The following is a 25,588-nucleotide window of genomic DNA, read 5'->3' as shown; positions in this document are numbered from 1 at the left end:
GATTGCAAAGTGACAGTTCATCGGAATTTTGGGATTTTGTGGAGGATTATTGGGATATTGCATTTGGAATCCTCTTTGGTATTCTTGCCTACTTCTTACATATACATCATCATGACGTTCTTTCCGCTTTTGTATCCGCTCTTTCCATCGTTGCGCTCTCCGTTACCGTTAGCGAGGTCGCTGAGATTTTAGCGGAACGGCTAGGAGAACCCTACGGCAGTTTTGTTCTCACATTTAGTGCGGTTGCCGTGGAGATCATCCTTCTTTTCATGATACTCACTGCCGACAATAGCACAAGAGCACTCGAAACTGTCAAAAGTGGGATCATCTCAGCCGTAATCGTGGATATGAACGTTTTACTTGGGCTTGCCGTTTTTATCGGGGGACTCGCTTTTGCAGAGCAAGAACACAATGAAGACACTTCCAGTACATATACGACGATTCTGTTCATCTCTTCCATCGCACTTTTAGTCCCTAGCCTTTTGGTCTACACGCCACATGGGGAACAGAAACTTCTCAAAGCAAGTATCATCATTTCAATAATGCTTTTTACCTACTACATCATCATTTACGTGTTTCAGACTAAGACCCATTCGCACTTTTTCAAATCTACCGCAAGAAGCAGAATTTTACGTCTGAAAAAAAGGAAAAAGATCCAGGAAAACGAAGAGCATGAAGATGATTATATCTTCGAAAAACTTCCCAACTGGGCAAATCTCATTGTGATTTTTTCCTTAATATTCGCCGTAGGTATAATGGCTGAGATCTTTGCCCACGACTCTTCCCACGTTTTTCAAAGTTTGGGGATCAATGCAGGACTTGCCGGTCTCATCATAGCTATCATCAGTGTTTCTCCGGAACTCATTACCGCTATCAAAGCAGCAAAAAACGATCAGATACAAAGAGTTGTCAATATCGCCATGGGTGCATCTACTGTATCCATTCTATTGACGGTACCGATACTGATGGGTCTAGCCTATATCAAAGGTATCCCTTTTACCCTCAACTTCAACGCATTGCAAATCGGCGCTTTGCTGTTGACGGTTATACTGGCTTGGAAAACGACGGACAACGGTGAAACGAACTACATAGAAGGCGTTTCCCATCTCATGTTTTTTGCCTGTTTTGCAGTGATTGCAGCTATGTATTAAAAGGATACGTATGAAAAGAAGATCATTCCTTCTTGCTGGGGCAGTGACAACCGCTGCAATGATGAGCGGATGCAAACGTGAAGAGGTAAAAGAGTTTGCTATTGCAAAAAAAAGGAAGATAACAATAAAACTCGCAACAAGCTGGCCTGCACATTTTCCCATTATGGGTGAAGGTGTAGAGGAGTTTGCAAAAAGAGTCGAACAGGCCAGTGATGGTGAAGTCCAGATTAAAGTCTTTGCCAAAAATCTTTTAGTTCCCGCTTTACAAGTATTTGATGCATGCAGTGCCGGGCAGATTGAGGCTTTCCATTCTGGTCCCTACTACTGGAAGGGTAAAAACAGCGCCTTCAGTCTTTTTGGCGGTTTTCCCTTCGGATTTACCTCTACGGAGATGAATGCATGGATGAATTACGGAAACGGTTTACATCTGTGGCGGGAACTCTATGCAAAATACAATCTCTACCCACTTCTTGGCGGCAATACCGATGTACAGATGGGAGGATGGTTTCGAAAAGAGATTCATACCCTCAAAGATCTTAAAGGTCTTAAAATGCGTATTCCTGGACTTGGTGGAGAAGTGATGGCAAAACTCGGTATCAATCCTATATTATTGCCCGCCGGAGAAATCTTCACAGCCCTCGATCGTGGTACCATCGATGCAACAGAATGGGTAGGTCCAGCGCTTGACATGAAAATGGGCTTTTATAAAGTCGCAAAATATTACTACAGCGGTTTTCATGAGCCTGGCAGTGTACTTGAACTCACATTTAACAAAAAATTTTGGGAATCTTTACCAAAGGATATCCATCATCTCATCGATTCACTTGCGCAAGAACTCAATGCGAAAATGATTTACAGATTTCAGCATGAAAATGCTAAAGCTCTTACAAAACTCAAATCTCTTGGTGTGGAATTGAAGAGTTGGCCACAAGAGATTGTCGATGCTGCCAAAAAAGCGCTGATGCTGGTCATACATGAACAGTCACAAAAAAGTGAAGATTTCCAAAGGGTATGGAAGGATATAGAACCGTACTGGATGCAAAATAGAGATTGGACAAGTTTGGGACTCAAACGATACCTGGAAATGAGAGATGGATAAAAAAATTGGCTTTTGGGAAGCCTACTCCATCGGCGTAGGGGGTATGATCGGCGGTGGAATATTCGCCGTTCTCGGGCTCACGATCCTTTTGGCAAAAGGTGCTGCGCCAATCTCTTTTTTATTTGCCGGAATCATTGCTCTCATAACCTCATACTCCTATGCTAAACTCTCCATCAAATTCCCTAGCGAGGGAGGAACGGTCGAGTTCCTTGTTCAAGGATTTGGCAATACTCTTTTTAGTGCCTATCTTAACACCTTGCTCCTTGCAAGCTATATCATTATGTTAGCACTCTACTCCTATGCTTTCGGGAGTTACGCAAATGCTCTCTTTTTTGGACACGAAATAGCACTCTATAAAAAACTGTTTATCGTTTTCGTTATCGCTCTGTTTACTTTTTTAAACTTCCTTGGTGCCTATGTGAGCGGAAAGACAGAAGACGTAATGGTTTTTTTAAAAGTTGGCATTTTGCTTTTTTTCAGTGTTTTTGGTTTTTTTAGCGGTGATTTTTCCAAACTTTCGCCTGAACATTACGAGAGTATTTTCAAAATTTTAACCGGTGGATTGATCATCTTTTTGGCCTATGAAGGATTTGAACTTATCGCTAATACAGCTGCCGATATTGAAGAGCCGGAAAAAAATCTGCCAAAAGCCTTCTATGCTTCTGTTATTACCACCATCTTTATCTACATTCTTGTGGCTACCGTAGCAGTCGCAAACCTTACCTATGAAGAAGTCCAAAAATATAGCGATTTTGCCCTTGCGGTAGCGGCAAAACCTTTTTTGGGAGAACTCGGTTTTGTCCTTATCGGTATTGCAGCGCTTCTTTCTACCTCTTCAGCTATCAATGCGACACTTTACGGCGGTGCAAGAGTGAGCTACCTGATAGCCAAAACAGGAGGCCTGCCTAAGGAACTGACAAAAAAAGTATGGAAAAATGGTAGTGAAGGGCTTCTAATATTAGCACTTCTTTCCATTGTTTTTGCAACCTTTTTCAACCTTGAAAACATCTCGATAGCAGGAAGTCTTGGGTTTTTGATCATTTTTGCATGTGTCAATTATGTCAATTTCAAACTATACCGCGAAACGAACTCAAACCGCTGGATAAGTTTTCTCGGTTTTCTTTTAAGCATAGTTTCCATATCTGTTTTGATAGGATACAACTATCAACACAATCCGGACAATCTCAAATCCTCTACTCTTGTCTTGATAGCCACATTCCTCTTTGAACTCATTTATAGATCATTGACGAAAGTGCGGTTACAAACGTTCATTGATCCCAAATTGGAAAAAAGAGTTGCATTTTTGCGATCGCATATGAACTATCTTTTGCCTATTTTTAAGCAAATGAAACATACATTTCAAGATTTGCATATATACAAACTTCCCGAAGGTACCTCTCAAATCAACCTTCTCTTTGTGAGCAATGGTGATCATAATGCAATAAAAAAAGAGTTTTACAAAAAACTAAATAACGAGTTAAAACACAACAGTGAAAAATTTGTTCACATCCGCATGCAAAACAATAAAGAGAAAATTCCACAAGATGCAGTAAGAATCATGTAGATTTGTATGGAATTTTATCTTTGGCACCGGCTTTTTCAAATCCTTTCAGCCGAAGTCGACAGCTGTCACACTCTCCGCACGCTTCATCTTCACTTTCATAACAGCTCCATGTTTTCTCCAAAGGAACCCCAAGAGAAAGACCGAGTTGCACAATATCCTCTTTTCTCAGATGAATAAGAGGCGTTTTGATCTTTATATCGGTTTCGGGCTTCGTTCCAGCATTAATGGCAGATTCCATTTTTTGGATAAAATCCTCACGACAATCTGGATATCCGCTACTATCCTCTTCAACAACGCCTATATAAATAGAATCAGCCCCTTCTTTCTCAGCGATGGCGGCAGCAACACTCAAAAAAATTCCATTCCTAAAAGGGACATAGGTAACAGGGATACCAGGTTCAATCCCCTGCTTTGGAATAGCTATATTGGTATCTATCAAAGCCGAAGCTCCTATTTGCTCAAAGAAGGGAAGATCTATCTCATATGTTTTAGCATTGAGTTCGCCGGCAATAGCTCGAAAAGCTTCCAGCTCCTTTTGCTCTGTTCTCTGTCCATAATTGAAATGAACAGCGATGATCTCATACCCGTCTTTTTTTGCCATATACGCCGTGATGCTACTATCCATTCCTCCACTCAGTATCACAACCGCTTTCATTACGCCTCTTTTCGAAAAATTTTTAAATGTTTATATCCTATTTTTTTCAAGTTTGCAATATCTTTATCTATATGGTCTGCTTTTCCAACAATGAGATAGCCTCCAGTGAGCAATCGTTCACTCAAAATCTGTAAAGCCTCAAGTTTTTTCTTTTGATCAAAATAGATAAAAAGATTTCGACACAAAATAAAATCATATTTTGAAGATTCTCTTTCCAAATTGAAAAGGTTTTTTACAGAAAAGGAAATATACTTCTTTATCTGTTCATCAATACAGAATCGGTTCCCCTTTTGCCGGAAATACTTTTTAAAAAGCTTTTCGGGCATATATCGAAATTTCGTATGAAGATAACAGCCTTCGTTTGCCTCTTGAATGGCTTGGGCACTTATATCGGATGCATCGATAAAAAATTCTGCTTTCCCGTGTTCCAACAGATAGATAGCAAGTGAATAGGGCTCTTCACCCATTGCACACGGTATAGAAAATATTTTATTTTGTTTTGCACACAGTTCTTTCTCGATAAATTCAAAATGTTCTATTTCCCTATAGAAATAGCTCATAGATACAGTGAGTAGATCGATGAGCTTCTGTAGCACATCAGAATCGTTCTTAACATCATGAATAAATGAACTGCACTCATCATATCCTAGCAAACGGATCGCACGTTCTATTTTCTCATTTACGATATCTATTTTTGAATCGAACCGGATACCTGTTACTTTATAAAAATATCTTTTTATTTCCTCGTAACAATCCATGTCAGGTTTTAAACTCACCTAATATCTGTGTCAAATCTTCGATCTGTTTATAAAGATGTTCCGTTGCGGTAGCAATCTCTTCTACGCTTCTTGCATTTGATGAAGATATATTGTTAATTTTTTTAATCTCATCGATAATGTTTTCTATTTCCTGAACGATTGCCTTCATTTTTTCGGAAGATTGGTTTGATTTTACCACACTTGCTTCCATGGCATCCGTAACCTCTTCCACACTATTTTCAACTTCTACTGATGTTTGAGCCAATCTACTTACATCTTCAACATTTTTGGCAATTTTATCCGAAATGCCTCTAATGACATCGATAAGATTTCCTATTGTGCCATGAATCTCTTCCACATATTTTCGTGATTTTTCTGCTAAATTTCGAACTTCGTCTGCAACAACCGCGAAACCTTTACCCTGTTCTCCAGCCCTTGCTGCTTCTATAGCCGCATTGAGTGCAAGAAGGTTGGTTTGACTCGCAATATCTTCAATCAAATTCAATACCTCTTTGGCTTCATCTGTCGCATTAACCAAAGCGTGCAGTTCTGCAACAACCTTTTTCTCATTTTCTGCACTGTTTTTCAATGTATCCAAAAGGTTTTCTATACTTTCTTTAGCATCTTCAAGCTTTTTATTGGCATTTTGCAGTTCTTCTTGAGAATTTTCGAGATTTTCGACAGATTCCGCAAGAGGCTTTTGGATACTGCTTGCTTTTCCAGTAGTATTGGCAACAATTTGCGCCTCATCTTCTACCCGTTTTCCTATCTCCATAACAGTAGAGTTTAGTTCGGCGGCAATCGAAGCATTTTCTTGAGTTGCTTTTTTTGCCCTATCTATCGCCTCTTTGGATGCACGAATGAGTTCATTGACACTTTGAACGATAACCCCTATTTCATCTTCGCTCTCTATTTCAATAAGTTGCGTCATATCTTTCGTTTTTGCCGCATATTGCAGTCTCGATGTAATTGTTCGTATCTCTTTCATAATATTTCTGCTAATGAGAAGTCCAAAAATCATTTGGAATGTTACAACCAATACAGAAAAGAGTGCAGAATACACTACTACAGATTTTGCATGTGCAATGAGATATTGGATACTGTTTATCAAATCTTTTTGTAAAACTTTTTCAAACTGTTTCATCAAATTGATCTTTTTTGTCATCATAGAAAACCAATAGGTAGGATCGACTCCAAATCCCCCCTCTTTCGCCTTGTTCATTGCCAATTCTTCAAGATTGTTCACTTCTTTTACGGCTGAGTTTTCCATGAGCTGATGAAATGTGTGCAAAAGATTTGTATCTACTGTTACGGAAAATGTTTTCAAAAAAGCGTGCTGTTCACTAATAAGCCTCAAAAATTTTTCATACAATGCATCTGTAAAATAGTTTTTCGCAAATACAGCAGATAGAACAGCTCGCTCAATACCCATACGCTCTTTTGCATACAAAAAGTTCACATAGGAAATAAGTTTTTTTGCAATCGTCGCATCATCCGATTTTTTTGCAAGCATGGCAATAGTGTCTAACAAAGTCCCATTGAGAGTTGTATAAAATGCAATCGCTTTTTGTAGAGGTATTTGCAACTTGTCTACCTTAGCCCGTATTGTAGAGAGTTTTTTTAGCATTGCAGAGGCTTTTTGTAGATTCTTTTGAATGTCATTCTGTTTTGAAAGTTCTGCTTGCATGGATGCTAGTTTTCGAAGGAGTACTTGTTTTCTTTCATCAGTCAATTTTCGCTGTTTTGGAAGCATTTTCATAAATTTCGTACCATTTGATCCAATATAACCGGCAGTCATACCCCGCTCTTTTTGCAGTTCATGCACGAGGTTACTTATATTGATCGCCAACACCACATCTCTTGAAAGCAGTCTGTTTTGTGTCAACTTTTCATAATCTTTCACAATCAAATTGGATGCAAATAAGACAACGGCGATTATGGACGTAATAATTAAAATAATGATCTTTGTTTTGATTGTAAATTTGTTCAGAAAACCCATATTGTCCTCTTTCTTAAACATTTTGGTATGGTAATTATTCTATAATAGTTAAAGTTAATTACATGTTAAAGGATACAAAATTATGCAAAACCGGCTTATAGAGATTTTCAATGAAACAGATTTTGATCAGTTCGATATCGAACTGATGGAATCTATTACTTCACAACTGACAGACAGACCGGTTGAATTGATGATTGTCGATGATGAACGGATGCGAACGTTGAACAAAACATATAGAGATATAGATAAAACAACGGATGTACTCAGCTTTCCTATGCAAGAGATTCCCAATGCGCCGCTTGGATCTATTGTTATCAATGCGGACAAAGTTTTGCACACAGCAAAGGAACTTGGACACTCTGCAAAAGATGAATTTGCTCTTTTATATATCCACGGACTACTCCATCTGCTTGGTTATGATCATGAATCCGACAACGGAGAGATGCGTGCAATGGAAGAAAAACTGATCATTGAGTATAATCTTCCCAAAAGTTTAATTATTAGAACGTACGAATAAAGGAGTCTCTTTGGATTATCTTATCTTCATCCTCTCCATGGCTGCCTTGATCAAGGGGGCCGATTTTATCATCAAAGAATCTGAAAAGATTGCCCTGCATTTTGACATCTCGGAATTTGTCATTGGTGCCACACTCGTCGCTTTAGGTACAAGTCTTCCCGAAATGGCTGCAAGCATAGCGGCCAGTTACAATCATAAAAGCGATCTTGCTATCTCAAATGTCATAGGAAGCGTTATTATCAATATTACTCTCGTTTTAGGTATCGTTTTTCTTTTTTCAAAAAAAGTAACACCGAAACGGGACATATTCCAAAAAGATAGCGCCTGGGCGCTTTTCCCGCTTTTGATGTTCTTAATGGTCTCTTTTGACGGCACGATCACATTTGTCGAAGGAGTTTTTTTCCTTATATTGATGGGAGGTTATCTCCTCTTCTTGTCTCGTGAACCCTCTTTGGTGGTAGAAGAGATAGACGAAGATATTGTCAAAGAGAAATTTGCCTGGATACCTACACTGATTCTACTTCTCGTTGGATTTGTCATGGTTGTATATGGCGCAGATTTTGCAGTGGAAAGCGCAAGTCATATCGCAAGGTCACTAGGTGTTTCAGAGTGGCTTATAGGGCTGTTTTTAATCGCTTTTGGAACGAGCTTACCCGAACTGGTTGTAAGCATTGTGGCAGCCATGAACGATAAAGCCGATATGAGTATCGGAAATATAATAGGATCGAATGTAGCAAACTTTAGCGTGGTTCTTGGAAGTGCTGCACTGGTAAATCCACTTCATGTCAATATGCATACCTACGCTTTTGATATTCTCACTGCCATCATCGCCTCTGTCATGCTCATTTTCATTACCGCTACGAGACTGTACAACAAATCTGCCGGTATAGTTCTTTTAGCTACACTCGGAGTATTTATCGTCGCCCATCTGCCTTGAGATAACCAAGCTCTATCAACTTATCATAAATTTTCGAAACGATCGGACCTGCAGCGGAACCTCCGTGTCCGCCATGTTCCACAAGTACTGTCACGACAATTTTTGGATGTTTGTACGGTGCATAAGTCGTCAACCAGGCATGGGATCTGGAATAGTATTTGAGTTCTTCCTCTTTCATCCTCTTTTTTTCATCCTGAGGAATGGAAACGATTTGAGCTGTACCCGTTTTACCTGCGACAGTCACCTTGGTTTTCAATGCATGATATGCCGTTCCGTGTGGGGCATTGCATACTTCATACATTCCTCTTTGTACATATGGCAAAAGCCTTTTTTGCCTTTTTGTCAATACATCTTTGCTTTTTGGTTTCGTCAAGTGATCAAGAAATTTTTTTCCAAGATAGGGTGTGGGTAGTTTGGATGTAGCCAGTAAAGCGGTATATCTGGCAATCTGCATAGGAGTAACGAGATCGTAACCTTGTCCAATCGCAGAGACAACGGTCTCTCCCATGTACCAAGGCAGATGATATTTTCTCTTTTTCCAATCTTTATCGGGAATGACTCCGATAAATTCATTGGGCAAATCGATCCCAGTCTTTTTTGAAAATCCCATATTTCTTAAATCTTTTGCTATCTTGTTGATTCCAACTCTCAAACTTCCTTCATAAAAGTATACATCGCAGCTTTCCCGTATGGCATCTATCAGGCGAACTTCCCCATGTCCCTTCAATTTCCAGCATCGAAACTGTCTTTTGCCAAGTTCAATAGCACCGCTACAATAAAAGGGTGTATAGGGTGAAATTTTTCCCGTATCCAAAAACGAAAGGGCCACACCCATCTTGATTGTTGAACCGGGAGGATATAAACCGTTTATCAATTTGTTCGTAAAGGGGTGATTGAGATCTGTTATGAGATCGCGCCAAGCCTTCTTGCTGATACCATTGACAAAAAGATTGAGATCATATTCTGGATAGCTCCCTGCTGCCAGTATCTCTCCATCCGTGGTCATAACCACCACTGCACCAGCTTTGCCTTTAAAAATCTTTTGAATATATTTTTGTAAACGAATATCGATACTGAGATAGAGATTCCTATTTTGAACCGGCTTTTTCTCCTCTAAAACCGCAATCTCTTCGTTGAATGCAGTCACTTTAAGCTTTTTGTATCCAAGTTCACCTTCAAGGTAGTCATTGTAGTACCGTTCAATGCCACTTTTTCCGATGATACCGGTCATTTTCGCAACACGATCTTTTTTTGCTTCCATTGTATTGGTTCTTGAAACATATCCAACGATATGGGAGGCCACACTTTTTAATGGATAGTATCGCTGAAACGAGGGTTTGATCAAAATATGTTCATAAAAGGACAGTTTTGTAAAAAAAGGAAGCATTCTTTGATACTCAATGAAAGGAACGACGGTAATAGGATCATGATTGTACGCAGAATTATATCTTTGGTATCTTTTCTCCATCTTTTTTGGATCGATATCAGGAAAAAAATGGGCAATATTTTGCATCAGTTTTGCTCTTTCGACTCTGCTCAAATGCGGATCGAGAAGGATTTTAAAACCTATTTTATTGATAGCAAGAGGAATGCCGTTACGGTCATATATTTCACCGCGAATTGGCAAAATCCACTCCGTTTTAATCATATTCTGTTTTGCCAAAGTTTCATAATAGCTATTCGATTTGATGGCTAGATAGTAGACACGAATCAACAAAAGAATAATGACAGAAAAAAAGAGCAAAAGAACGATTTTAATCCTCATACAAAACCACCAGTATCAAATCCACGAGATAGTAGTAGACGATTATATTTGGAAACATGGCATCATACAGATGCAAAGGTGTATGCATAAAATGGAGCATAAGAAATATTGCTCCATATAAAAGAGAGGTTGCCAAAACTTTTTGACAAATGTGACACAAAATGAATTTCGAAATAAAATGCAATATGAAATAGATGGTAAAAAAGATCACAAAAAGGCTCAGAACAGGCAAAGCGTGATCTATTTCAAAAATATAGATATATATGGCCCATAACCATCGTTCCAAACTCTTTTTGGAACTATATATTTTCCAAAACGCTAACGCAAGAAAAGGAGGAAGGTAGACATAGATTGTCGTAAAAGGTTCATATAAAAGGAGAAATAAAAATGAAACGCCAAGATGTATCAACCAAGATCGATCATCATTGCCACTTCGTTGCATATAGGAAAATGTTTGCATTTTATACAATCTTGCCATATTTTATGTTCTGGAACATCCTCTTTGTTAATTTCATAAAAACCCTTCTTTTGAAAAAACTCTTTATTGTACGTGAGCGCAAGAATTTTTCTAACCCTTAAACTCTCTCCCTCTTGAATCGCTTTTTCGACCAGCGTTTTTCCAATGCCCTTGCCTTGATACTCCTGTGCAACCACTAAGCTCCTGATCTCTGCTAAAGTTTTACTATGAATATGTAAAGCAACGTATCCTACTATCTGGTTTTCATACTGAGCAATAATATACGATCGGATATTCGTAGCTATCTCATCATCGCTTCTTGGAAGAATAATCCCCTCTTTCACATAGGGTGCCACGAGATCCTGCATCTGATCGATATCTAAAAGGGTTGGTTTACAGTAGCGAATCTTTTCCAAAAACATGCTCCAAAATCTTGTGTTTCAGCTCCTCGATTCCTCTTTTTGTCATATTTGAAATCAGCAGTGCATTGGGATATCGCTTTTTCAAGGCAGCTAACTCTTTTTGCTTCAATTTATCTGCTTTTGTAAAAACTTCAATGACAATTTGATCTTTCTTTTTGATACTTTGTAAAAATGATCTCGTTTGCTCGTCGATCATCATGTATGGATGTCTCGCATCAATTAAATGCACAAAAACTCGAATTGCATCCCTGTTGGCCAGAAACTGTGTAAGATGTTTTTGCCACTCGTTTTTCAAAGTTTTACTCGCTTTTGCATAACCATATCCTGGAAGATCCACAAAACGAAGAGGAAATCGTTTATCGCCTATTTTGTATTCTACATCAAAAAAGTTGATCAACTTCGTTTTCCCTGGAGTGGCAGAACTTTTCGCAAGATTTTTTCTATCTGTAAGAGCGTTCAGTAAAGAACTTTTCCCTACATTGCTTCTTCCAAGAAATGCCACCTCACTCATACTGGCAGGTGGGGCCTGCTTGATTGTTGGCGCAGAAGTTACAAATTTGGAAGCAACGGGACGAATCATTTTTCCTCGATATTCAGTATCATCTTCACAGGTCTCTTTTTCGTTCCTGCCACATTTACTTTTGATGCAATAAGATCAAGATATATTTTGTCACCATACACCTCTTTTTTATCTGGATATGTCACTATATGCACATCCTCAAAGAGTTGATACACTTTTTTATTCGGAAAGTAGACCAGTTTGTTACACTTCCCTTTATATTCTTTATTTTTTTGATCAAAAAGGTCAAATCGTACATTGCCTGTTGCGATGAATTTTATAGGTTTTTTCTGTTTATTGAAATAGACAAAAAGTTTGTCGGCCCATAAGCGATTCGTCCCTCTTTTAACGAACACATTCCCAAAAAATTTAGAAATAAGCTCTTTTTCGCTTGCTTCAAACTTTTGTGAAGTTATCTCTATCTCTTGAGCGAACAGTATAAAAGATATGGACAGTAAAAATATTATTTTTTTCATTCTTCACTCTTTATGATTGCTTTCACTTTTTTTGACCAAATTCTACCAAGTTTTTTATTAACTTTGAGCTCTTTACCAAAAATCGTATATCTATCCGACTCTATTACAAACGGTGAATCAATGCTCAAAATCTCACTGCTTATATCATAATGTGCTTTTGAGCTCTTCAAAGTGTACTCTTTTCCCAGATAAACGATTTTATCAAAAAGGTCGATACTGTTTTTATCTTGATGAAATATACCCTTTTGAGCTGTTATTTTCTCACCATTTCGATATGCTATGGGCTGTATGACCTCTATCTCTTTTGACCTTTTAACTCCTTTTTTACCTTGTAGGACAAATGAACTGCCGTCAATTGCAAAAGAACGATATAAAAAATCGTAAAAAACTACACTCTCTTGAACACTCGGACGTACTTCATATTTGAAAGGTTTAAAGAAAATGAACCAGACAAGAAGATAGCATACGATAAGACCTAAAAAGAGAAAGTATCGCAATCACTCCCCTATCCAGAACGAAAGATACTCTTCATATAATCCGTCTTGCCGAAGAAGATACTCGATCATTTCCCGCACAGCTCCTTTGCCACCGCCTTTGGCAAGAACAATATCCACATGCTTTTTGATAAAATCGACCGCATCTGCAGGTGCAAAAGAGAGCCCAACATGTTTTAGCAATCTATAGTCATTCAGATCATCCCCTATTGCAGCGACATTCTCAAGAGGGATAGAAAGTTTTTGGCACAGTTCAAAAAGTTTCTCTTCTTTACGCTTTACTCTCTGATATAGGTACTCTATACCCAGTTCCTTTGCTCTGTATTCAACTATTTTCGATGTTCTTCCTGTAATAATTGCGACTTTTTTCCCCAATCTCAACCATTGGACGATTGCAAAACCATCTTTAATGTTAAAGCTTTTCGCTTCATCTAAAGAATTCGTATACGTAATCGAGCCATCTGTCATACAACCATCTACATCGAGTACCAAAAGCTCAATCATAAAACGCCTTTTGTACTTGGCATTCCCGCTCTTTTGTCTTCTGCAAGAGCACGTCTTAGAGCAACAGCTAATGCTTTGAAAGATGCTTCGGCAAGATGGTGTCTATTTTTGCCTCTTTTTTGAATGATATGGGCAGTGATCCTAGCATTGAAAACAAAAGCTCGGAAAAACTCTTCAATGAGTTCCGCATCAAACTGGCCAATTGTACCGTCAATATCCACCTCATAAACCAAAAAAGGTCTGTTGGAAAGATCTATTGCACACTCTACCGCACTCTCATCCATAACGATCACCGCATCGCCAAAACGCTCTTTGTTGTGAACCGGAAATACTGACTGGTAGAAAGCTTGCCCCAAAACGATTCCCACATCTTCCACGCTGTGGTGGAAATCGACGTGGATATCCCCTTTGCAAACGACTTTAACATCAAAACGTGCATGTTTTGCAAAGGATTCGAGCATATGATCAAAAAAACCGATACCGGTATCAATATCTGATTTTCCTTTTCCATCAACATTCAATTCAACGACGATATCTGTCTCTTTTGTTTGTCTCTCTATTTTAATCATTGCTGTTCCTTATGATGAATGCTCCAGGATACAATCCTTGCGCAATGAAATCCCGGGCCTCTTTTTCGCTACGAAAGCCTGTAAGCCATACACGGTATAAAGGCAAGCCATTCACATAGAATTTTTTGATAACCGCTTTGTATCTGCCTTGTACCAACATATTGCGATTCCTTGTGATTTTTGCCCCTTGGTATCGCCTAAATGATCCAATCTGTACAGCAAAATTGCTTAAAACGACACTTCGTTTGGGTACACCTGGCAGGTTTTCCACCTTTCCACCAAATCCAAGAACTTCAAGTTCAACTGGAGCCGTTCCAGTTTTGACCATACCTATTTTTTTCGCCGCACTGTAGGAAAGATCGATGATTCTATTGCCAACAAATGGCCCTCTATCGTTGATGCGTACCACCGTACTCTTCCCGTTATTGAGATTTGTCACTCGTACCATTGTATTCATAGGAAGGGTTTTATGGGCCGCTGTATAATCATACATGTTGTAAGTCTCGCCATTACTCGTTTTTTTTCCATGAAAATTTGGGCCATACCAACTTGCAATTCCTCTATATTTCGTCCCTACTTCTACAACGGTAGGATAGTACCGCACACCATTGACGACATAGGGACGCATTGTAGCTCTATGGACTGCAGGAGAGTCGTTGATTTCTCCGTAACTTCCTTGATGCATCGAATAGGATAGAGTGGAAACACTCGCACCGCATCCTGCAAAAACAAGTGCGATGAGGAAAAAAACGACATATTTAATTGTAGATAACAAGTGCCTCTCCTATGCGAAGTCTGCTATCTCTTTTTTTATTCCACTGCTTTATTTTATGCGCAGTTACACCAAATTTTTTTGCAATGAACGTCAGCGTATCGCCCTTTTTGACTCTGTACACTCTTTTTTTGATGATTTTCTTTGGAATAGGCACTATCAGTTTTTGTCCGATACGAATCATACTTCGGTTTAAATTGTTAAAGCGCTTCAACATCGATACTTTCACCCCATATTTTCTTGCAATTTTATAGAGCGATTCCCCTTTTTTCACGCGATGTGTAAGAAATCCCTCAGCAAAATTGGAAGGTTTGTAAAAACGCTTGAAATCGTTATATTTCATTCGTGGGATGTAAATAGTGTATTTTTGAACATCGGGTGGTGTAAAGGCTCTTTTAAGATGAGGGTTGAGCTCTTTAAGGTAGTTGTAATTGAGTCGTATGGAATCGCTGATATATCCAAGAAGTTCTGCACCTTTTACTTGTACGGGAATCACATCATACTCTTCGCCTCGAAGCAAAATATAGGCCAAATCTGCATTGAGCTGATATCTCGCATCGTTTGCCATTAAGGCCAACATGACTATTTTGTAGATATAGCGCCTGCTCTCTTTTGGAAGATAGCGCTTTTTCGGATCGATCAAAGTTACAATATCATCCGTCCCGGCCTTTTTTATCGCTTTTAAAACCCGACCTTCACCACAATTGTATGCCAATGCAGCAAGATACCATTTTCCAAATATCGTATGGAGATGTTTGAGATATTTGATGGCCGCATTCGTGGATTTGTAAGGATCTTTTCTCTCATCAACAAACTCATCGACTCTGAGTCCAAATTTTTTAGCTGTTGCAGGCATAAACTGCCATAACCCTATCGCTTTCTTTCTCGATTTTGCATGGATGGCAAAACCTGATTCTGCCAGAGCCATAAATAAAAATACATCTGGAATATTCTGGGCATTGATGATCTTTATGAGATCTGGTACAAAATAGGTTTCTGTTCTTGAAACATCAAAAAAATGGGATTTGCGATACCGTTTGAACTCCTGTTGGATTGTGTGAAAATTTCTCGTATAGATAAATTTTTGAGGTATATCGAGGCTTTTTAGTACGTGATTGTAAATGGTTGTATTTCTATTGAAACTCAAAGAAGCAAAGCTGAAATTGACAACAAAAAAAAGTATGAAAAAAAAACGCATTCTTCTCCCTTTTGCGCTATTATACTATATGAAAAAGTTTTTTTGCATTATGTGTCGTTATCTCTTCTATCTCTTTAGGTTGTGCGTTAAGAATCTGCGCTATCTTTTGTACAACGTACTGCAAATATGCAGGCTCATTTCTCTTTCCACGATAAGGTTCTGGCGTTAAATAGGGAGCATCTGTCTCTAGTACAATTCTGTTTAGAGGAATTTCAGGCAAAATCTGTACCAATTTTTTTGCATTTTTAAAAGTCACAACTCCACCGATTCCATAATAGAATCGATCACTGAGTTCCAACAGAATCGGACTTGCATTATAGCAGTGAAGCACACCTCCTCGAGGACCGCTTTTTCGTTCCAAAATCTCTTTTGCGTCACTGCTCGCTTCACGGATATGGACAATCAAAGGAAGATCGAGTTCATTCGCTATCTCAATCTGTTTTTCAAAAATCTCTTTTTGCCGATTTTTTATAACCTCTTTTTCTTCTACATCTTTTGGAAGTCTGTAGTAATCAAGACCACACTCACCAATCGCAACACACTTCTCATGTTTTGCATAGGTTGTAAACAAAGACTCATCAAAATAGTCTATATCATATGGATGAACACCAACTGCAAAAAAGACCTCATCATATTTTTGAGCCAGTTCCACTGCTCTTGGCAAATCTTTGGGATCGGCTCCTGGAATGATGAAACGTTTCACTCCCGCTTCTTTCGCTCTTTGTATCACTTCATCTACATCTTCTTGGAACATCTTATGGTCCAGATGGGTATGTGTATCGATAATCAACGACTCTCCTTTCGCATCTTTTTTGCAAACTCTATCGCTTCTGGCGTTATCTTCTCTCCGCTGATGATTCTTGCTATCTCTTGGATACGTTCATTTTCATTGAGTTCTTTCACACTGCTTTTATCACTTTTTGTCACTAAAAAGTGCTTATCGGCCAGGCTGGCCAATTGGGCTTGGTGACTGATAGCAAAAATCTGATAATCTTTGGAAAGTTTTTTTAAAATTTTTGCTACGGCCATAGACTCCTCGCCACTTACATTGGCATCGATCTCATCTAAAACCAAAACACCACTTTTGGATTTCACATCACTCCAAGCCGCCATAAAAGCAAGTCTGAGCCTGTTATACTCCCCAGAACTTATCTTTTCAAAAGGTACAGATTCAAGCGTGACCTCGACTTTATCTATCCCAGTTTTATCCAACTCTTTTTCAAAAAACCGTATAGAAACATTGGAAAGCTTTAAAGGTTTAAGATATGCATTGATCTTTTCTGTAAATCTTTTTGCGGCATCTTTTCTCATCTTCGAAATTTTTTGAGCTAGTTGCATACACGATTGATCCAGCTGTACAATCTTTTGCTCCAGATGCTCCTTTTCAAACTCCAGGTTCATTATCTTTTCGAGCTCTTTCTGTTTCTCTTTGCGAACATTCAACGCTTCTTCAATGCTCCCATATCGTCTTTTCAGTGAGGAAAGCGCTTCAATGCGTTCCAAAATAGATTCGATATCAAGCTCGTCCAACTCTTCAAGATGTTCCAGAGCTGTAGCGAAGATCTCTTTGAGCCAATTCATCGCTTCGTCAAACAATTGGCTCTCTTCATCCAACAGCTCCAAAGCCTCGTTTACATATCCTTCGTATTCAAAAATGAGCTGCGCTTTTTGAATGGCTTCCGTAATTTTCTCTTTTTTGGAAAGTTCCTTTTTGATCTCCATCAGTCGCTCATACTCGCCGGGTTCTGGAGCGACAGAATCTATTTTTTGTATCTCGTACTCTAAAAACTCTTTGAGCTCTTCACGTTTTTTCTCATTCTCTTCAATCAAAGAGAGCTCCGTTTTCAAATCAAACAACTCTTTTACCTGCTGCGCAAGCGATTGTTTCAAAGACAAAAAGTCTGGCTCTTGAACATAATCATCTATCATCTGCAAGACATGAGCACTAGAGAAGAAATTGGAATCCTTCGGATTGAGATAGGCTATATAATGTTGGAAAATATGCTGTAGGCTTTTTTTCGATATCGTTTGATCATTGAGAAAAAAACGAATCTTCTCCTTCTTTATTCCTCGTATGATGATATTCTCATCAGGATCGATATCCAGAGCTTCACTCTCTAACTCCGTATCCAAAACCGCCTCTGCAACTTTTGCTTCCAAAGGAGCAAGTCCAAAAAGAGAAAGCAAGGCTTTGATTATAAGACTTTTTCCCGCCCCACTGGGACCCGTGAAGACCATCAGACCTTGAGAAAACTCCAGCGTCTCCTCTTCAAAGGTAAGATAGTTTTTAATGTATAAACGCTCTATCACCTATATGCCCCAACCCAATTTTTCTCTCAAGACATTGAAGTAGTTTCTCTCCACCCGATGTATCAACTTCGCCCCTACAGGCGCTTTTCGGACCAATACAATATCTTCGGGCGTAAACTCATACATATCTTGACCATCTATCACCAAAAGTGCCGATTTGCTTTTTGTAGTCACTTTGATCTCAAAATCACTTGGCAAGACAAGAGGTCTTTGGGTGAGTGAATGAGGACATATCGGAGTGAAAACGATTGCTTCCGTAAACGGATACACGACTGGTCCTCCCGCAGAGAGATTATACGCAGTCGATCCGGTAGGAGTAGAAATGATCAAACCATCTCCATAGTAGCTATTGAGCAGTACATCGTTACTCACCGCATCGATATAGATCATTTTCGAAACGGCAGGCCTCGTGACTACAACGTCATTGAAAGCGACAATTTTTTCCCGTTTTCCCAATATCGATATCTCTATCATCATCCGCTCATCGATTCTGTATTCACCTTTTTTGAGTTTTTTGACAAAATCCTCCACTTGATCTGGTCGAATGTCCGTTAAAAAACCCAAAGTACCAACATTGACTCCAAGTACAGGCTTGTGGTGTGCATAACTCCTTCTTGCTACCGAAATAAGTGTCCCATCACCTCCAAGGGAAAGGAGCATATCACACTTTTTACACAGCTCATCAAAGCTATGCCCATCTTTTTCACCGATGATCTGAGCACTTGCTTTATCGATTTCCACACGAATATGCTCTTTTTCAAAAATCTTTTTAATCTTTTTATAAACACCCTTCAGATCGGATCCGCCTGGTTTTATCACTACACCTACGCAATCGAGTTTCATATTCTCTCACTTCCATCATTACATTTTCTATATGTATTTTAACATAAGAGGTTTTTTTGTATAATTGCCCCAAAATTGTTCAAAGGAAGAGGGTTGAGAACCGACTATTGCGCAGAATTGAATGAAAAAGATATAGGCAAAGAGGTGGTACTTTGTGGCTGGGCCAACAGCTACAGAGATCATGGTGGGGTCATCTTCATTGACCTTAGAGACAAAACGGGTCTTGTACAGCTCGTCTGTGACCCGGCAGACAGTAAAGAGGCACATAAAATCGCCACACGTGTACGGGACGAGTATGTGTTGATTGCAAAAGGAAAAGTTCGCCTCAGAGGCGAAGGCCTTGAAAACCCGAAACTGAAAACCGGAAAAATAGAAGTCGTTGTCGATGAGCTTGTAATAGAAAACGAGAGTGAACCACTGCCATTTTTGATTGGCGACAACACCGTGAATGAAGAGATTAGGCTCAAATACCGGTATCTCGATCTTCGGACAAAAGAGGCTTTCAACACCTTTGAGCTTCGAAGCAAAGTCGCTATTGCGGCCAGAAACTTTTTGGATAAAAACGGCTTCTTGGAAGTAGAAACGCCTATTTTGACTAAATCGACTCCGGAAGGTGCAAGGGACTATCTTGTTCCAAGCAGACTCTATCCTGGGGAATTTTATGCCTTGCCTCAATCACCGCAGCTTTTCAAGCAGCTTTTGATGGTTGCAGGATTTGATCGCTACTTTCAGATTGCAAAATGTTTCCGGGATGAAGACCTCAGAGCCGATAGACAACCCGAATTCACCCAGATAGATGTTGAGATGAGTTTCTGCACAGAAGATGAAGTTATCGAAGTTGCAGAAGGACTTATCAAATCGATTTTCGAAGCTGCGGGCGTAGAAGTAAAAACTCCAATTAGACGAATGCCATACAAAGAAGCCATGGAAAAGTATGGTAGCGATAAACCGGATTTACGGTTTGGTCTTGAACTTGTCGATGTTATCGACATTTTTGAAAACACTGAACTCAAAGTTTTTCGAGATATCGCCCAGTACAAAAAGCTCAACCGAATCAAAGCACTTCCTGTCAAAGGCGGAGCAGATGCGTTAACGCGAAAAGATATCGATGCATTGACCAGCTTCGTAGCAAAATTTGGCGCAAAGGGCCTTGCTTGGGTCAAAGTGAAAGAAGATGGCGACTTGCAAGGTCCTATCGTAAAATTTTTAAGCGATGAAGAGAAAAAAGCGCTAGTCGATCGATGTGCAGTAGAAACTGGCGATCTTATATTCTTTGGTGCAGGCCCCAAAAAGATCGTTCTTGACTATATGGGAAGATTGAGAAACGAAGTGGCAAAAAAACTTGGACTCATTGACCATGACAGATTTGAATTTGTCTGGATTGTCGATTTTCCAATGTTTGAGATTGAAGAGGGAGAGGTGAAGATAAAAGCCCTGCACCACCCTTTCACCATGCCAAAAAATATCGATACCGAAGACTACGAAGCCATGACAAGCCAGGCATACGATATCGTACTCAATGGTGTAGAGCTTGGCGGAGGAAGTATCCGTATCCACAAGCCGGAAATCCAAAAGAAAATTTTTGAAATTTTGGGAATCGGCGATGAAGAGGCAAAAGAGAAGTTCGGATTCTTACTCGATGCACTCAAATTTGGAGCGCCTCCTCACGGAGGATTTGCACTTGGATTTGACAGACTCGTGATGCTTTTGACAAAACGGGACAATATCCGTGACGTGATCGCTTTTCCAAAAACACAAAAAGCGCAGTGCCTGTTGACCCAGGCACCAAGTAAAGTTGATCCGGAACAACTCAAAGAGCTCCATATTAGAATAAGAGAACCGAAAAAGTATGAAGCTCAGTGAGGCCAGACAAGGAAGTCAGGTACGAGTTTTGGGTTTTGAGAAAGATTGTGACGAGTTCAAATGCAAACTCGAATCGATGGGCCTTAGACGAGGAGATGTAGTATACGTCCAGAATAAAAGTTTTTTTGGCCCTATTCAAATAGAAGTCAACGGGACAAAAATCGCTTTATGCCGTGGACAGGCAGACAAAATCAGAGTCGAATATATCTAAAGGAGACGATAGTATGAAAAAACTGTTTTTAATCATAGGTGCACCGGGAAGTGGAAAAACGACAGATGCCGAAATCATTGCGAAAAAGCATAGTGATTTGATTGCCCACTACTCTACAGGCGATCTTTTACGAGAAGAGGTTAAAAAAGGAACACCACTTGGAGCAACAATTGCCAGTTTTATAGACAATGGACAGTTGGTTCCTCTTGAAATCGTCATGGATACCATCAAAAACGCTATCTTAAACAGCGATAAAGAGGTTATTATCATCGACGGTTTTCCAAGAAGTGTCGAGCAGATGGAAGCTTTGGACAAGATGCTTCAAGAAAATCCTTCTATCAAACTAGAAGCTGTCATCGAAGTGGTTGTAAGCGAAGAGACAGCCCGTGAACGAGTACTCGGTCGAGCAAGAGGTGCCGATGACAATGTAGAGGTTTTCAACAACCGAATGAAACTCTATCTTGAACCACTCAATCAGATAGAAGAGTTCTATGAAAAAAAAGGGCTACTGAAAAAAATAGATGGTGAACGAACCATTGAAGAGATCGTAGCAGATATGGAAAGTTTCATCTTGCAAAAAATCGATGAAAACGCCTAATTTCTATGCCATTATCATAGGTACGGAAATACTGAACGGTCGAAGAGTAGATAAACACTTCCCGTTTTTGAGAGATGAACTGCTCAAACGCGGCTTCACTCTCAAAGCATCCTCTATCATAGAAGACGATCCCGCTTTAATGGAATCATTCTATAGACTCATTAAAAGCGATCCAAATAGCGTTCTTTTTAGTTTTGGTGGCATAGGAGCCACCCCCGATGATCATACAAGAATGGTAGCAGCAAAAGTTTTTGGAGATGGAAAGCTGTATGAACATCCAGAGGCAAAAAGGCGCATAATTGATCAATTCAAAGAGGCTGCCTATCCTTATCGTATCAATATGGCGATGCTTCCAAAAGGGGCAAAGCTTTTGGACAACCCTGTCAACAATGTGCCAGGGTTTTATATTGAAAATAGATTCTTCTTTGTTCCTGGTTTCCCCGAAATGGCCCATCCTATGGTCCGACAGGCACTCGATCTATTTTTTCCAAAAAATAGAGAAAAATTCCGATACTCCATCTGTATTGATGCTAGCGAAAACGATCTTTTAGATATCATGCAAAAAATTCCGAAAGAGATCGAGTTTTCATCACTGCCTTCTATGAACAATGGACAATATATGGATGTACTCTCCATCGCTTCTTATGACAAGAAAATGGCAAAGGAGTGGTTTGATTACATTATCCATGAAGTTGAAAAAAGGGGATTTTCCTACAAGGTAGATAATTGCAGATAGTTCATGTCTTTGTAACCATCGATCTTCCATTCGTCCAATCTCTCAAAGGGCGGCGCAAAATTCTGCATTCAATCAAAGATAAGCTTAAAAACAAAAATATGTGCGTTGCCGACATCAGCGGAGAATATGCTAAAGAGGGCCACCTAGAGTTACTCTTTTTTGCAAGCAGTGCGCAAGATGCCAATGAAAAAATAGAAAATCTGGAAAAGATGTTGGAAACCCATTTCCCCGACCTAGAAATATCCCTTCAATATGAACTAATCTAATTTACAACTATTTTTCAATATAATACGCAAAACCATCAAGAGGAGAGCATATGAATCTAGAAAAAATTGGACATGGGGAGTCTCCAGATAAAGTGCACGCACTCATCGAGATTCCTTACGGATCAAACATAAAGTATGAACTGGACAAAGAGAGTGGCGCTATATGGGTAGATCGTGTCATGTACAGTGCGATGTTTTATCCTGCAAATTACGGTTTTGTACCAAATACGCTCGCTGCAGATGGAGATCCTGCCGATATTATGGTATTGTGCGATTACCCTGTCGTACCAGGTAGTGTCATTAAATGTAGGCTCATTGGTGTTCTTGTCATGGAAGATGAGAGCGGCATGGATGAAAAATTACTGGCCGTACCTGTTTCAAAAGTTGACCCTACATATGATCATATTACAACTATAGAGGATTTACCGAAACACACGCTCGATAAGATCAAGAACTTTTTCGAAACATATAAAATTCTTGAGCCGAACAAATGGGTAAAAGTGAAAGAGTATAAAGGGAAAGAGGAAGCTGAAAAGATTTTGGAAGAGGCCATACAGAACTATAAATAGGCCCTCTCCCCTTCATACCCTACTATTTCAACTGATTTACTTGACATTTTTGCCTCTCTGCATTATAATGGCAGTACAATTTATCAGGAGAGGTTTATGCACTTCAATTCTTGCCCCATTTCATCAGAAAGAGTCGATGTAGTACAACTTCGCATCAGTGGACTTTTTTTCATTCTTTTTACGCTTTTGTATCTGTTGTCACAAAATATTCTCTTTTTTCTTCCCGTGGTATTTGAGATGATCTTGAGACTTTTTGATAAAAGATTGGCTCCTTTCCTGTATACTGCCAAATTGATACAAAACCTCTTTGCGATACGACCGAAGTTAGAGGATGGAGCTTCTAAAAATTTTGCATTGAAACTGGGACTTGTTATTGCAATATGTATCATAGTGAGTGCTACGATTCCTGTCGTTTCATATACGTTTGCCTCCATTTTACTTTTATGTATAATGCTTGAAGCACTTTTTGGATTTTGTGTAGGATGTGTTGTGTATCAACAAATACAAAAATGGAGTAATTGATGGCACTTGTTTCAGCAAAAGGATCCTATGCGATTGCAGCGATTTTTGTCCTATATGAACATTACAACGAAAACAAGCCACTGAAGACAGAATTGATAGCCAAACTTGGCTCTATCCCCAAAAATTTTTTGGAACAGATCCTGTTGGATCTGAAAAAAAGTGGTATCGTCAAATCAATTCGTGGAGCGAAAGGCGGATATATTTTAGCCAAACCTCCCAAAGAGATTCTTTTAATCGATATAATCAATAGCGTAGAACCAGAGTGCTGTACCGGTATATGTAGAACCCAAAACCCTGTATTAGAAGCGTTGTGGAGCGATTTTAACAAAACGATTCAGAATTTTCTTTCCAGGCCGATCACTATCTTTGACGAATACAGACTCAAAGCCAGATCACATATAGATTACTGTATTTAATCATTTCTCAATGTTTTTAAGATAGCTTTCCACCCCTTCTACAACGCCTTTCGCAATCAATTTCTGATAGATAGGGTTACTCAAGCGCATTGCTTCTGTTGGATTGGTGATATATCCTACTTCAATCAAGATTGATGGCATTTGAGCACCAACAAGGACCCAAAAAGGACCGGGACGCACACCGCCATCTTTTACTTTGTATCTTTTTCTTAGATGATACAAGATGTTTTTTTGTATATCGATAGCCAGCTTATTTGAAAGTATTGTTTTTTCCCGATTTAAAAAATCGAGATAGACGTTTTTACTGTAATAGTTCATACCCTGCATATCCACTCTGTTTTCCAAAGCCGCTATCCTCTTTGCTCTTGAGCTTCTTGCGGGGGAGAGATAAAATGTTTCCAATCCATGCATCGTCAGATACCTACTTCGTTTTGGAGCGGCATTGGCATGTATGGAGATAAAGAGATTAGCGTGAACCTTATTGGCGAATTTTGTTCTATTGCGGAGGCTAATGAAATAGTCACCTCGTCTTGTAAGATAGACTTTGTACCCTGCATTTTTTAAAGATTTATACACTTTTTTGGCAATGGAAAGAACGATATCTTTCTCTTTTTTTCTTTTATAGCCTATGGCACCACTATCTTTGCCGCCGTGTCCAGGATCGATCACAATAGTGTAACTGCTATTTTTTATCACCTGCGGAATGACTCGAATGGTGTCTGGAGATTTTTTAGAAACAGATGTGGAACTATTTTTTTTCAAATAAATATTGAGTAGTCTATTTTTGAGACTAAATCGTGAACGTATCGCAGAGGAGTTCTCAAAAACGATACGAACAACATCTTTTTTATACTGTGCGATTTTCATTTTATCCACAGTATGCAATTTCTTTATAATCTTTTTAAATCCAAGTCGAGCCTTGATATCGTAGATATCTTTATAAATACTTCCTCTTTTGAGCGTAAAATGGCGAATATCTTTTTTATCGATAGGACGATTAAAGAAAAATTGTACATACCCCGATTTCAATCGATAGCTCGTTAAAGTGCTGTGTTGAGTAGTGGTTTTGTTTTTTGCCAGCTTAGGTTTATAGAGTGATTTTTTACCGCCTATGAGATAGGAGAGTTCCCGTTCATAATCATCACTTTTTAAATGGAGTTTTTTAGAGCACTCTATCAATCCTTTTAAAGCTTCAATCTTCTCTTTCTTGTTGTTGTCAATCAACGATTTTATATAAACGGATTTATATAGATTATAAGCCTTGAGCTGAGCATTTTTGGAAGAGAGTTGGCAATAATATTTTGCCTTCTCTAACTGAACATTTTTAGCAAAAAGTATCGATGTCAATAGTATTATGA

At 39.1% G+C, this 25,588-nt stretch carries 30 protein-coding genes; 13 read left to right on the top strand and 17 right to left on the bottom strand.

The features are described 5' to 3' along the window. Positions 1-2 precede the first annotated feature (2 nt). Genes NIS_RS04325 through NIS_RS04315 form a run of 3 tightly spaced genes read left to right on the top strand, consistent with a single transcriptional unit; the run spans position 3 to position 3,814 of the window. On the top strand, positions 3-1,151 hold the full coding sequence (locus tag NIS_RS04325; RefSeq protein ID WP_012082167.1) for a calcium:proton antiporter: 1,149 nt from the start codon (positions 3-5) through the stop codon (positions 1,149-1,151). A gap of 10 nt (positions 1,152-1,161) precedes the next feature. Continuing rightward, positions 1,162-2,250 carry a TRAP transporter substrate-binding protein gene (gene dctP, locus NIS_RS04320; RefSeq protein WP_012082166.1) on the top strand — a complete coding sequence of 363 codons (1,089 nt, stop codon included), beginning with the start codon at positions 1,162-1,164 and terminating at the stop codon, positions 2,248-2,250. Beyond that, the gene (locus NIS_RS04315; protein WP_012082165.1) at positions 2,243-3,814 is read left to right on the top strand and encodes an APC family permease; all 1,572 of its coding nucleotides are present in this window, start codon (positions 2,243-2,245) and stop codon (positions 3,812-3,814) included. The genes dctP and NIS_RS04315 overlap by 8 nt, the downstream gene beginning before the upstream one ends. On the opposite strand, the gene queC is transcribed toward NIS_RS04315, so the two are convergent. The 3 genes from queC to NIS_RS04300 are packed head-to-tail and all read right to left on the bottom strand — an operon-like array spanning position 3,807 to position 7,226. After that, entirely contained in the window at positions 3,807-4,469 is a 663-nt protein-coding gene (gene queC / locus NIS_RS04310) for a 7-cyano-7-deazaguanine synthase QueC (protein WP_012082164.1), read from the bottom strand. The two genes, NIS_RS04315 and queC, sit on opposite strands and share 8 nt — an antisense overlap. Then, positions 4,469-5,227, bottom strand: coding sequence for a CheR family methyltransferase (locus NIS_RS04305; RefSeq protein ID WP_012082163.1), 759 nt, complete (start codon positions 5,225-5,227; stop codon positions 4,469-4,471). Before NIS_RS04305 ends, queC begins: the two co-directional genes overlap by 1 nt. A gap of 1 nt (position 5,228) precedes the next feature. Next, positions 5,229-7,226 (bottom strand): methyl-accepting chemotaxis protein, encoded by a 1,998-nt coding sequence (locus tag NIS_RS04300; RefSeq protein ID WP_012082162.1) that lies wholly within the window; start codon positions 7,224-7,226, stop codon positions 5,229-5,231. A gap of 82 nt (positions 7,227-7,308) precedes the next feature. Here NIS_RS04300 and ybeY point away from each other — a divergent pair, with 82 nt between their 5' ends. After that, positions 7,309-7,743 (top strand): rRNA maturation RNase YbeY, encoded by a 435-nt coding sequence (ybeY, locus tag NIS_RS04295; protein WP_012082161.1) that lies wholly within the window; start codon positions 7,309-7,311, stop codon positions 7,741-7,743. A 10-nt stretch (positions 7,744-7,753) separates the two neighbouring features. Continuing rightward, on the top strand, positions 7,754-8,680 hold the full coding sequence (locus NIS_RS04290; RefSeq protein WP_012082160.1) for a calcium/sodium antiporter: 927 nt from the start codon (positions 7,754-7,756) through the stop codon (positions 8,678-8,680). Here the strand turns inward: NIS_RS04290 and mrdA are convergent. The 13 genes from mrdA to NIS_RS04225 form a co-directional block, all read right to left on the bottom strand. Next, a complete protein-coding gene (gene mrdA / locus NIS_RS04285) occupies positions 8,658-10,445 on the bottom strand; it encodes a penicillin-binding protein 2 (RefSeq protein WP_012082159.1) in 1,788 nt (595 codons plus the stop codon). The two genes, NIS_RS04290 and mrdA, sit on opposite strands and share 23 nt — an antisense overlap. Then, positions 10,435-10,923, bottom strand: coding sequence for a hypothetical protein (locus tag NIS_RS04280; protein ID WP_148164069.1), 489 nt, complete (start codon positions 10,921-10,923; stop codon positions 10,435-10,437). Before NIS_RS04280 ends, mrdA begins: the two co-directional genes overlap by 11 nt. Then, on the bottom strand, positions 10,851-11,318 hold the full coding sequence (locus tag NIS_RS04275) for an N-acetyltransferase (RefSeq protein WP_231852965.1): 468 nt from the start codon (positions 11,316-11,318) through the stop codon (positions 10,851-10,853). The genes NIS_RS04280 and NIS_RS04275 overlap by 73 nt, the downstream gene beginning before the upstream one ends. Further along, entirely contained in the window at positions 11,296-11,904 is a 609-nt protein-coding gene (gene yihA, locus NIS_RS04270; protein ID WP_012082156.1) for a ribosome biogenesis GTP-binding protein YihA/YsxC, read from the bottom strand. Before yihA ends, NIS_RS04275 begins: the two co-directional genes overlap by 23 nt. Next, positions 11,901-12,359 (bottom strand): lipopolysaccharide transport periplasmic protein LptA, encoded by a 459-nt coding sequence (lptA, locus tag NIS_RS04265; protein WP_012082155.1) that lies wholly within the window; start codon positions 12,357-12,359, stop codon positions 11,901-11,903. Before lptA ends, yihA begins: the two co-directional genes overlap by 4 nt. Further along, on the bottom strand, positions 12,356-12,856 hold the full coding sequence (lptC, locus tag NIS_RS04260) for an LPS export ABC transporter periplasmic protein LptC (RefSeq protein ID WP_012082154.1): 501 nt from the start codon (positions 12,854-12,856) through the stop codon (positions 12,356-12,358). The genes lptA and lptC overlap by 4 nt, the downstream gene beginning before the upstream one ends. Then, on the bottom strand, positions 12,857-13,357 hold the full coding sequence (locus NIS_RS04255) for a KdsC family phosphatase (RefSeq protein ID WP_012082153.1): 501 nt from the start codon (positions 13,355-13,357) through the stop codon (positions 12,857-12,859). It abuts the gene before it with no gap. After that, entirely contained in the window at positions 13,354-13,926 is a 573-nt protein-coding gene (gene hisB, locus NIS_RS04250; protein ID WP_012082152.1) for an imidazoleglycerol-phosphate dehydratase HisB, read from the bottom strand. Before hisB ends, NIS_RS04255 begins: the two co-directional genes overlap by 4 nt. Then, positions 13,919-14,611 (bottom strand): septal ring lytic transglycosylase RlpA family protein, encoded by a 693-nt coding sequence (locus tag NIS_RS04245; protein ID WP_083754394.1) that lies wholly within the window; start codon positions 14,609-14,611, stop codon positions 13,919-13,921. Before NIS_RS04245 ends, hisB begins: the two co-directional genes overlap by 8 nt. Before the next feature lie 73 nt (positions 14,612-14,684). Beyond that, positions 14,685-15,896, bottom strand: a complete 1,212-nt coding sequence (locus NIS_RS04240; RefSeq protein ID WP_012082150.1) for a lytic transglycosylase domain-containing protein — start codon at positions 15,894-15,896, stop codon at positions 14,685-14,687. 19 nt (positions 15,897-15,915) lie between these two features. Beyond that, a complete protein-coding gene (locus tag NIS_RS04235) occupies positions 15,916-16,686 on the bottom strand; it encodes a TatD family hydrolase (RefSeq protein ID WP_012082149.1) in 771 nt (256 codons plus the stop codon). Continuing rightward, positions 16,683-18,206, bottom strand: a complete 1,524-nt coding sequence (locus NIS_RS04230) for an AAA family ATPase (RefSeq protein WP_012082148.1) — start codon at positions 18,204-18,206, stop codon at positions 16,683-16,685. The genes NIS_RS04235 and NIS_RS04230 overlap by 4 nt, the downstream gene beginning before the upstream one ends. Beyond that, positions 18,207-19,049, bottom strand: coding sequence for an NAD(+)/NADH kinase (locus NIS_RS04225; RefSeq protein WP_012082147.1), 843 nt, complete (start codon positions 19,047-19,049; stop codon positions 18,207-18,209). 93 nt (positions 19,050-19,142) lie between these two features. Between NIS_RS04225 and aspS the strand changes: the two genes are divergently transcribed. The 8 genes from aspS (at position 19,143) to NIS_RS04185 (ending at position 24,230) form a co-directional block, all read left to right on the top strand. Further along, complete coding sequence (aspS, locus tag NIS_RS04220; RefSeq protein ID WP_012082146.1) at positions 19,143-20,912, top strand: aspartate--tRNA ligase; 1,770 nt, start codon at positions 19,143-19,145, stop codon at positions 20,910-20,912. Then, the gene (locus NIS_RS04215) at positions 20,899-21,123 is read left to right on the top strand and encodes a FeoA family protein (protein WP_012082145.1); all 225 of its coding nucleotides are present in this window, start codon (positions 20,899-20,901) and stop codon (positions 21,121-21,123) included. The genes aspS and NIS_RS04215 overlap by 14 nt, the downstream gene beginning before the upstream one ends. Positions 21,124-21,136: 13 nt before the next feature. Then, positions 21,137-21,721 carry an adenylate kinase gene (locus NIS_RS04210; protein ID WP_012082144.1) on the top strand — a complete coding sequence of 195 codons (585 nt, stop codon included), beginning with the start codon at positions 21,137-21,139 and terminating at the stop codon, positions 21,719-21,721. Further along, the gene (locus tag NIS_RS04205; RefSeq protein ID WP_012082143.1) at positions 21,708-22,457 is read left to right on the top strand and encodes a competence/damage-inducible protein A; all 750 of its coding nucleotides are present in this window, start codon (positions 21,708-21,710) and stop codon (positions 22,455-22,457) included. Before NIS_RS04210 ends, NIS_RS04205 begins: the two co-directional genes overlap by 14 nt. Then, entirely contained in the window at positions 22,448-22,723 is a 276-nt protein-coding gene (locus tag NIS_RS04200) for a DUF503 family protein (protein ID WP_012082142.1), read from the top strand. Before NIS_RS04205 ends, NIS_RS04200 begins: the two co-directional genes overlap by 10 nt. Before the next feature lie 50 nt (positions 22,724-22,773). Further along, complete coding sequence (gene ppa / locus NIS_RS04195; RefSeq protein ID WP_012082141.1) at positions 22,774-23,292, top strand: inorganic diphosphatase; 519 nt, start codon at positions 22,774-22,776, stop codon at positions 23,290-23,292. Between the two features lie 96 nt (positions 23,293-23,388). Then, positions 23,389-23,814: a DUF4395 domain-containing protein gene (locus NIS_RS10015; RefSeq protein WP_012082140.1), complete on the top strand. Its 426-nt coding sequence runs from the start codon at positions 23,389-23,391 to the stop codon at positions 23,812-23,814. Then, complete coding sequence (locus NIS_RS04185; RefSeq protein WP_012082139.1) at positions 23,814-24,230, top strand: RrF2 family transcriptional regulator; 417 nt, start codon at positions 23,814-23,816, stop codon at positions 24,228-24,230. The genes NIS_RS10015 and NIS_RS04185 overlap by 1 nt, the downstream gene beginning before the upstream one ends. Here the strand turns inward: NIS_RS04185 and NIS_RS04180 are convergent, their stop codons facing one another. Beyond that, complete coding sequence (locus NIS_RS04180; RefSeq protein ID WP_012082138.1) at positions 24,231-25,577, bottom strand: N-acetylmuramoyl-L-alanine amidase family protein; 1,347 nt, start codon at positions 25,575-25,577, stop codon at positions 24,231-24,233. It abuts the gene before it with no gap. Between the last annotated feature and the right edge of the window lie 11 nt (positions 25,578-25,588).

It is taken from the genome of Nitratiruptor sp. SB155-2 (genome assembly GCF_000010325.1).
In the GTDB taxonomy this organism is placed as follows: domain Bacteria; phylum Campylobacterota; class Campylobacteria; order Campylobacterales; family Nitratiruptoraceae; genus Nitratiruptor.
This window is presented reverse-complemented; position numbering and strand designations above follow the sequence as displayed.

Bases quoted from the DNA above. Each gene is read 5' to 3' on its own strand.
- dctP (WP_012082166.1), top strand. From the start codon at position 1,162: ATGAAAAGAAGATCATTCCTTCTTGCTGGGGCAGTGACAACCGCTGCA.
- NIS_RS04315 (WP_012082165.1), top strand. From the start codon at position 2,243: ATGGATAAAAAAATTGGCTTTTGGGAAGCCTACTCCATCGGCGTAGGG.
- queC (WP_012082164.1), bottom strand. From the start codon at position 4,469: ATGAAAGCGGTTGTGATACTGAGTGGAGGAATGGATAGTAGCATCACG.
- NIS_RS04305 (WP_012082163.1), bottom strand. From the start codon at position 5,227: ATGGATTGTTACGAGGAAATAAAAAGATATTTTTATAAAGTAACAGGT.
- NIS_RS04300 (WP_012082162.1), bottom strand. From the start codon at position 7,226: ATGGGTTTTCTGAACAAATTTACAATCAAAACAAAGATCATTATTTTA.
- ybeY (WP_012082161.1), top strand. From the start codon at position 7,309: ATGCAAAACCGGCTTATAGAGATTTTCAATGAAACAGATTTTGATCAG.
- mrdA (WP_012082159.1), bottom strand. From the start codon at position 10,445: ATGAGGATTAAAATCGTTCTTTTGCTCTTTTTTTCTGTCATTATTCTT.
- NIS_RS04280 (WP_148164069.1), bottom strand. From the start codon at position 10,923: ATGGCAAGATTGTATAAAATGCAAACATTTTCCTATATGCAACGAAGT.
- yihA (WP_012082156.1), bottom strand. From the start codon at position 11,904: ATGATTCGTCCCGTTGCTTCCAAATTTGTAACTTCTGCGCCAACAATC.
- lptA (WP_012082155.1), bottom strand. From the start codon at position 12,359: ATGAAAAAAATAATATTTTTACTGTCCATATCTTTTATACTGTTCGCT.
- NIS_RS04255 (WP_012082153.1), bottom strand. From the start codon at position 13,357: ATGATTGAGCTTTTGGTACTCGATGTAGATGGTTGTATGACAGATGGC.
- hisB (WP_012082152.1), bottom strand. From the start codon at position 13,926: ATGATTAAAATAGAGAGACAAACAAAAGAGACAGATATCGTCGTTGAA.
- NIS_RS04245 (WP_083754394.1), bottom strand. From the start codon at position 14,611: ATGCATCAAGGAAGTTACGGAGAAATCAACGACTCTCCTGCAGTCCAT.
- NIS_RS04240 (WP_012082150.1), bottom strand. From the start codon at position 15,896: ATGCGTTTTTTTTTCATACTTTTTTTTGTTGTCAATTTCAGCTTTGCT.
- NIS_RS04225 (WP_012082147.1), bottom strand. From the start codon at position 19,049: ATGAAACTCGATTGCGTAGGTGTAGTGATAAAACCAGGCGGATCCGAT.
- NIS_RS04215 (WP_012082145.1), top strand. From the start codon at position 20,899: ATGAAGCTCAGTGAGGCCAGACAAGGAAGTCAGGTACGAGTTTTGGGT.
- NIS_RS04210 (WP_012082144.1), top strand. From the start codon at position 21,137: ATGAAAAAACTGTTTTTAATCATAGGTGCACCGGGAAGTGGAAAAACG.
- NIS_RS04205 (WP_012082143.1), top strand. From the start codon at position 21,708: ATGAAAACGCCTAATTTCTATGCCATTATCATAGGTACGGAAATACTG.
- ppa (WP_012082141.1), top strand. From the start codon at position 22,774: ATGAATCTAGAAAAAATTGGACATGGGGAGTCTCCAGATAAAGTGCAC.
- NIS_RS10015 (WP_012082140.1), top strand. From the start codon at position 23,389: ATGCACTTCAATTCTTGCCCCATTTCATCAGAAAGAGTCGATGTAGTA.
- NIS_RS04185 (WP_012082139.1), top strand. From the start codon at position 23,814: ATGGCACTTGTTTCAGCAAAAGGATCCTATGCGATTGCAGCGATTTTT.